This is a genomic window from uncultured Tepidimonas sp. (assembly GCF_938045175.1).
Lineage (GTDB): Bacteria > Pseudomonadota > Gammaproteobacteria > Burkholderiales > Burkholderiaceae_C > Tepidimonas.
The window spans coordinates 1-5123 of the sequence record NZ_CALIND010000025.1 but is presented as its reverse complement, the minus strand read 5'-3'; the positions used below and the strand labels follow the sequence as shown (position 1 = coordinate 5123).

5 protein-coding genes and 2 pseudogenes are annotated in these 5123 nt (G+C 70.4%); 4 read left to right on the top strand and 3 right to left on the bottom strand.

The window, feature by feature from the left end:
- A pseudogene (locus tag Q0716_RS01215) lies at positions 1-296 on the bottom strand (ribosomal RNA small subunit methyltransferase I); the annotation flags it as partial.
- Between the two features lie 8 nt (positions 297-304).
- Positions 305-901 carry a Maf family nucleotide pyrophosphatase gene (locus tag Q0716_RS01210; RefSeq protein WP_299018803.1) on the bottom strand — a complete coding sequence of 199 codons (597 nt, stop codon included), beginning with the start codon at positions 899-901 and terminating at the stop codon, positions 305-307.
- Positions 902-904: 3 nt separating this feature from the next.
- Between Q0716_RS01210 and Q0716_RS01205 the strand changes: the two are divergent.
- The 4 genes and pseudogenes from Q0716_RS01205 to Q0716_RS01190 form a co-directional block, all read left to right on the top strand.
- Positions 905-1273, top strand: a pseudogene (locus Q0716_RS01205) (Rieske 2Fe-2S domain-containing protein); the annotation flags it as partial.
- A gap of 99 nt (positions 1274-1372) precedes the next feature.
- A complete protein-coding gene (locus Q0716_RS01200) occupies positions 1373-2380 on the top strand; it encodes a S49 family peptidase (RefSeq protein WP_299018805.1) in 1008 nt (335 codons plus the stop codon).
- 93 nt (positions 2381-2473) lie between these two features.
- Positions 2474-3622 carry an FAD-dependent monooxygenase gene (locus tag Q0716_RS01195; RefSeq protein ID WP_366139704.1) on the top strand — a complete coding sequence of 383 codons (1149 nt, stop codon included), beginning with the start codon at positions 2474-2476 and terminating at the stop codon, positions 3620-3622.
- A gap of 46 nt (positions 3623-3668) precedes the next feature.
- Positions 3669-4673, top strand: coding sequence for a tripartite tricarboxylate transporter substrate-binding protein (locus Q0716_RS01190; protein ID WP_299018800.1), 1005 nt, complete (start codon positions 3669-3671; stop codon positions 4671-4673).
- 165 nt (positions 4674-4838) lie between these two features.
- On the opposite strand, the gene Q0716_RS01185 is transcribed toward Q0716_RS01190, so the two are convergent.
- Positions 4839-5123 (bottom strand): transporter associated domain-containing protein (locus Q0716_RS01185; RefSeq protein ID WP_299018798.1); only part of this gene is annotated, 285 nt, incomplete at its 5' end.

The following is a 5123-nucleotide window of genomic DNA, read 5'->3' as shown; positions in this document are numbered from 1 at the left end:
GCCTGTGCGTCGGCGCCGGCCACAGGGTCGCCGTGCTTGTGCCAATCGCGCGGCAGCTGGGCGATGTGTTGTTGCTGCAGCGGCACGGCCAGCGGTCGCACCCCCTGTACGCGTTTCAGAAACGCGCGCGCGCTCTTGGCGTTCTCGGCGATCCAGTGCGTCAGCCCGGCGGCGATGTCGATCGTCGCCGCCGGCAGCGCATCGCGCAGATCCAACGCGGTGTCGCAGCCGAAATCCAGCGGCGTCGGCACCAGGTACAGCGTGCCGGGGGCCACCGCGGTGCCCGAAGGTGGCATGGGCGTCCTCATGGCAGCGTCAACCCCGCGCCGCGCAGCAGGCGTGCGGTGCGAATCAGCGGCAGGCCCACCAGGGCCGTGGGGTCGTCGCTGACGATGGCGTCGAGCAGTGCGATGCCCAGTCCTTCGCTTTTGGCGCTGCCGGCGCAGTCGTAGGGACGCTCGACGAGCAGGTAGCGCTCGATCTCGTCGTCGCTGAGGTCGCGAAAGCGCACCTGTACCGCGGCAACGTCCTGCGCCGCGTAGCCGGTGGCGATGCAGACCACGGCCAGCGCGGTGTGAAAGACCACGGTGCGCCCGCGCATGGCGCGCAGTTGGGCAACGGCGCGCTCGTGCGTGCCGGGCTTGCCCAGTGCCACGCCATCCAGGTCAGCCACCTGGTCACTGCCGATGACGATGGCCTGCGGGTGGCGCTGCGCGACCGCGCCGGCTTTGGCATGCGCGAGCCGCCGCGCGAGGGTGGCCGGGGCTTCGCCGGGCAGCGGCGTTTCGTCCACGTGGGGCGCGGCGGTGTCGAAAGGCAGCTGCAGGCGCTCGAGCAGCGCGCGCCGGTACGGCGAAGTCGAGCCGAGGATCAACGGACGGGGCAAGGTTGGCGATGACATCCTATGATTGTCGCTGTTGGCGAGGGGTGGTGCGCGCGGCGGCGAGGACAAGAGGAGCGGGGTGACATGGAGGCGTCGGAAGACAAGGATGCGGCGGCCATGCCGTGGCATGCGCTGTGCCACTCGGCCGATTTGATCGACGGCGGCGATGCGGTGCCGTTCGACGTCCGCTATCGCGGGCAGACCTGCCGCGCGTTTGCGATCCGCTTCCAGGGTCGGGTGTACGCCTACCTCAACCGCTGCAGCCACGTTTCCATGGAGATGGACTGGATGCCCAACCGCTTCTTCGACCTCACGCGCCAGTATCTGGTGTGTGGTGCGCACGGGGCGCTGTTCGATCCGCGCACCGGGCGCTGCGTCGGTGGCCCTGGGCGCGGGCCGCTGGTGTCGATTCGCGTCCAGGAACGCGACGGGGTGGTGTTTTGGCAGTCACAATACGATCTTCAACCGGTCGTTTTTTGGACCCCCACCATGGCATCTACCGAGACCCCACCGCCCGCCGACACCACTGCGCCGCCACCGCCGGCCACGACGCCGGCCGCGCTCGATGCGCCTGGCTGGGAGCGGGCCGTGATCGAGAAGCTGGCACTTGCGACGCTGCAAGAGCAGCGTGCGGCGCGCCGCTGGCGCAATTTTTGGCGTTCGGTCTGGCTGCTGCTGGCGGGCGTCGTGGTTTGGTTACTGTACCGCGACGTCGTGCCGTCGCCGCCCACTGCTGCCCCGCACACGGCGATGATCGAGGTGCGTGGCGCCATCAGTGCGGAGTCGGAAACCAATGCCGCCAATATCGTCTCGGCGCTGCGTTCCGCGTTCGAAGACCCGGGGGCCAAGGCCGTGGTGCTGTTGATCGACTCACCCGGCGGCAGCCCGGTGCAGGCGGGCATCATCAACGACGAGATCTGGCGCCTGAAGGAAAAGCACGGCAAACCCGTCTACGCCGTGGTCGAAGAGACCTGCGCCTCGGCGGCCTACTACATCGCGGTGGCTGCCGACCGCATCTACGTGGACAAGGCCAGTCTGGTGGGCAGCATCGGCGTGCTGATGGACGGGTTTGGGTTTACCGGGCTGATGGACAAGCTGGGCGTGGAGCGGCGCCTGCTGACCGCAGGCGAGAACAAAGGGTTTCTCGACCCTTTTAGCCCCCAGACGGAGCGCCACCGCGCGCACGCGCAGCAAATGCTCGACGACATCCACCAGCAGTTCATCGAGGTGGTGCGCAAGGGGCGCGGTGATCGCCTGAAAGAAATGCCCGAGATGTTCAGCGGCCTGGTCTGGACGGGGCAGCGCGCGCGTGAGCTGGGTCTGGCTGACGATCTGGGTAATTTGGACTATGTGGCACGCGAGGTCGTGCAGGCCGAAGAGATCATCGACTATACCCAGCGCGAGAGCATTGCGCAGCGGCTCGCGCGGCGGTTCGGGACCGGCGCGGTCGAGGGGGCGTGGCGCATCGCGCGTTCGGCCTGGCCGACACTGCGCTGAGTTCGGGGCGGCGCGTGCAGGAGCGGGTCGTCATCGTCGGGGGGGGGATGGCCGGGCTGGGCGCGGCCTTGGCATGCGCGCGCGCGGCCCGAGATGTCGATCGACTTGTTCGAACGCGCGCCAGAGTTTTCTGAGGTGGGGGCGGGCATCCAACTCGGCCCCAACGCCGTGCGCGTGTTGCACGACTGGGGTTTGCAGCAGCCGCTGGAGGCGGTGGCGGCGTTTCCCTCCGAGCTGCGCGTGCGCGCGGCCGCCGATGGCCGGGTGCTGGGCCGTTTGGCCTTGGGTGAAGCGATGCGGCAGCGTTATGGCGCGCCCTATGCCACCATCCACCGCGCCGACTTGCACCGGCTGCTGCTGCAGGCCCTGCTGGAGACGACCACGGTGGCGCTGCACACGGGGCAGGCCGTCATCGGTCACCAGACGGACGCCGACGGGGTGGCGATCACCACCGCCAGCGGTGCCCGCTGGCATGCCGACGCCCTGCTGGCGGCGGATGGGGTGTGGAGCACCATTCGCACCCGGCTGCTGGGCGATGGCCGCGCGGCGTTCAGCGGCCATCTGGCCTACCGAGGTATGGTGCGCCGGGAGGATTTGCCGGCCGCCTTGCGCACACCGCAAGTCGTGGCCTGGCTTGGGGCCTGCATGCATGCCGTGCACTACCCCGTGCGCGCCGGGCAGTGGCTCAATGTCGTGGTGGTGGTCGAAGGCCCGTTGCCCCCGGCCGACGTCGAGAGCTGGGACCACGAAGCGCGCGTGGCCGAGCTGCGCCAGCGTGTGGGCCGTACGCACAAAGATTTGGATGCCGTGCTGCGGGCGGTGCCCGGCTGGCGCCTGTGGCCGTTGCATGTGCGCGCGCCAATGCGGGGGCCGCACGAGCATGCCCAGGGACGGGTGGCGCTGCTGGGCGACGCCGCGCATCCGACGCGGCCCTATCTGGCCCAGGGTGCGGCGATGGCGCTGGAAGACGCGTGGGCGCTGGGGCGGCTGTTGGCGGCACAGTCCCGCACGGCGGTCGCGGACTGGCCCGCCGTGCTGGCGCACTGGGCGCAGGGGCGCTGGGCGCGCAACGCCCGCGTGCAAGCCCGCTCGCGGCGCAATGGGACGGTCTTCCACGCCCGCGGGGCCCTGCGTTGGGCACGCGATGCGGCCCTGGCGTTGCTTGGCGAGCGGGCGCTCGACCAGCCGTGGTTGTATGGTGGGGCACCGGATCCACTGGCGGAGGCCGTCATCCGTGCGTGAAAGGCGAAGCGTTTGGAATGATGACGGCGCCGCCGCATGGGGCGGGATGCAGGAAGCGCCGATTCGGCTGCGCCGCTGGCTGTTGCGGGCGGCCGTGTCGGCTGCCGCGGGTGTCTGGGCCGTGCATGGGCGGGCCAACCCCATCCCGCCGGCGACTGCGTGGCCCTCGCGCCCATTGCGGTTGGTGGTGGGCTTTCCGCCGGGCTCGTCGGCCGATGAGCTGGCGCGGGCACTGCAAGCCCCTCTGGCAGACGCATTGGGGCAGCCGGTCGATGTCGATAACCATCCGGGTGCGGCGGGTGCGCAGGCCGCGCTGACCGTGGCACGCGCGACCGACGACCATACGGTGGGGCTACTGCCGTGGGTCCATCTGACCGTCGCGCGCGATCTGAATCCCGCCGTGGGCTACGACCCCCTGACCGACCTTCAGCCGGTGGCCCTGGTCGCCACGGCGCCGCTGGCGTTGTGTGTCGCGCCGCGCTTGGAGTTACGGGCCGCCGCCGCGGTGCGCGCGATCCAGCGCGCGGGCGTTGCTTGGTATTACGGCAGTCCGGGAGTGGGGTCGCCATTCCATTTGGGCATGGAGTTGCTCAAGGCGGCGGCGGACTGGCAGGTGGCCCACGTACCCTATCCAGGTAATGCCCAGGTCGTCAATGCGCTACTGCAGGGCGATGTGCAGCTGGCGCTGCTGCCCCCTTCGTTGGCGCTGCCGCACTGGCGCGCCGGTAAGCTGCCGGTGATCGGGGTCACATCGGCGGCCCCCAGCGCGCTGCTGCCGGGCGTGCCGCCGCTGGCGCGCCTGGGCGTGGCCGGTTTTTCGTTCGAGCACTGGTATGCGCTGGCAGGCCCGCACGCGCTCGGCCCGGTGCAAGCGGCCCATCTGGCCCAGTGTGTGCGGCAGGTGTTGCGTCAGTCGGTGCTGCAGCAACGGTTGCGGGCACTGGGGTGGGTTGCCCGAGGCTCCACCCCCGCTGCGCTGGCGCGCAGGGTGGCGGCAGAGTACGATCGCGTGCATCCCCTGATCGAGCGGCAGCGCATCCGCCAGCCTTGACATGACCGCTCCCGCCACTGACGACTTGCCCGACGGGCTCAGGCTATCCCCCATGCCCGCCGGTGCCGCGCGCAGCGCCTGGATTGGCACGAGCGCCTGGTGGTCGACAAGCACGGGATCGGCGGCATCCCTGGCACGCGCGGTTCGTGGGCGATGCGCTGGCCGTCATGACCGCCGTGGCGCCGCCTGCGCGGATCCGTCGCCCTCTTCCTCGATGCGGATGCCCACCCGCTCGATCGCCCCCTCGTGCACGCGGCGAACGCTCAGTTCGGCCGGCCCCCAGCGCAGTTGATCGCCCTCGACCGGCCGGTGTTGGCACACACGGTGAAACCACTCGCCTACGGTGAGCTGCTCGTCCTCGATCGGGGGCCAGCCGTAGAACTGGCACAGCGACGCCATGGGGGTGTCGGCCGGTACCTCGAAGTCGCCGTACACCTGTCGCGCGGCGAC

Coding starts and splice junctions, on each gene's coding strand:
- Q0716_RS01195 (WP_366139704.1), top strand. CDS start 2,474: ATGTCGATCGACTTGTTCGAACGCGCGCCAGAGTTTTCTGAGGTGGGG.
- Q0716_RS01210 (WP_299018803.1), bottom strand. CDS start 901: ATGTCATCGCCAACCTTGCCCCGTCCGTTGATCCTCGGCTCGACTTCG.
- Q0716_RS01190 (WP_299018800.1), top strand. CDS start 3,669: ATGCAGGAAGCGCCGATTCGGCTGCGCCGCTGGCTGTTGCGGGCGGCC.
- Q0716_RS01200 (WP_299018805.1), top strand. CDS start 1,373: ATGGCATCTACCGAGACCCCACCGCCCGCCGACACCACTGCGCCGCCA.